The 1,490-nt window shown below is 43.3% G+C and carries 1 protein-coding gene; it reads right to left on the bottom strand.

Translation table 11 applies throughout. The features are described from left to right. Positions 1–1,472, bottom strand: a 1,472-nt coding sequence (locus tag JO950_RS21835) for a condensation domain-containing protein (RefSeq protein ID WP_237732429.1), incomplete at its 3' end; no start/stop codon positions are given. Positions 1,473–1,490: the final 18 nt, after the last annotated feature.

The following is a 1,490-nucleotide window of genomic DNA, read 5'->3' as shown; positions in this document are numbered from 1 at the left end:
CTGACCGGAATAGTATTGATAAACAGTCCGATCATATCTTCAACACCCGCTAAATCGGCCGGACGACCTGATACCACAGCACCAAACACCACATCACTCGTGTTGTTGTAACGTGACAATAAATACCCCCAAACACCTTGCATAAAAGTATTGTGGGTAATGCCTAAAGCGGTACAAAGCGTGTCTACTTGCTTAAACACAGCTCCCCCTATGTCAAGGCGTTCACTGTATTCGACATAAGTAGTGTCTACAGCTCTTGTCTTAAAAGGAATCTCTGCCGGTGCTGCATAACCTTTAAGGCTACCCTCCCAGTAACCCAGTGAATGCTCTCTGTCTATGTTTTCCAACCAATTGATATAATTGGAATAAGGCATTACCGGTGGCAGATCAGCTGTACTGCCTTTTATTGCGGCACTCAACAACTCATTAAAGTCATTGATAAGCACACTTACACACCAACCGTCCATCAGGATATGATGATGACTCCAGATAAACTCATACTCCCCTTGCGACAGATCAACAACCTGCAAACGCATCTGAGAACCACTGCCCAAATCAAAACCTCTTTCCCTGTCCTGTTGCTTGATCAGCGCTACTTGCAAATCTTGGTCTGCCGAACCGTCAAGTTTCTGATAAGTAAAATTACTCGCTACTTCTTTCCTTACAATCTGCAAAGATCTCCCTGCATATTCAGTACTAAAACTACTGCGCAAAACAGCATGTCTGGCTGTTAAATTATCATAAGCTCCTTTTAATTTTTCTATATCCAACACTTTGGCACGAACCCTGTAGGAGGTCTGCTCAAAATAAAGCGAACCGGAATCTTCTGCCAGCCAGTGGTAGTAGATGCCTTCCTGAAGAGGGGATAACTCATAGACATCCTCAAGGGTATTATCTGCGTTAAGCTCTAAGAGCTCTGCCCCGCTCAATCCTTTGAAAGTTAAATCCGATGGGGTCAGATGCTGCTCTTTGCTTTTAGCCAATGCTGCGATTAAAAACTCCAGATGTTTCTTGTAAGATCCCGCCAGGTTTTTAATCGTTGCCGCATCATACCTCAAACCTGAATAACGGATCGATATACCCAGTTCCCCCTTTACCAGCATCCCCGATACATCCAGAATTGCATGCATTTTATTCTCTTTAGAAGTATCTGATCCCATATGCTCTGAGGCATATTCAAACAAGGAATCTTCCTCATTGGATACATTTACACCAAAATCGCCCAAATAATTAAAGGTAATCTCCGGTACAAGTGTACTCTCAAGTCTTTCCTGACTTAAGTGGGTCAGAATACCATAACCAATTCCTTTATTAGGCAAACGGCGTAAAGCTTCTTTTACTGCCACTAAATGTGCTGCTTCATTACCAGAACCCGATACATCCAGTACAAACGGATAAACCGTTGTAAACCAACCAACCGTTCTGCTGATATCTACTCCATCGATGATCTCCTCTCTTCCATGACCCTCCATCTGTAAGACACTTCTAGC

Origin of the sequence: Flavobacterium sp. UGB4466 (genome assembly GCF_903469665.1) — a bacterium.
Taxonomy (GTDB): domain Bacteria; phylum Bacteroidota; class Bacteroidia; order Flavobacteriales; family Flavobacteriaceae; genus Flavobacterium; species Flavobacterium lipolyticum.
The sequence above is the reverse complement of the archived record's forward strand: the minus strand, read 5'-3'. Positions and strand labels throughout refer to the sequence as shown.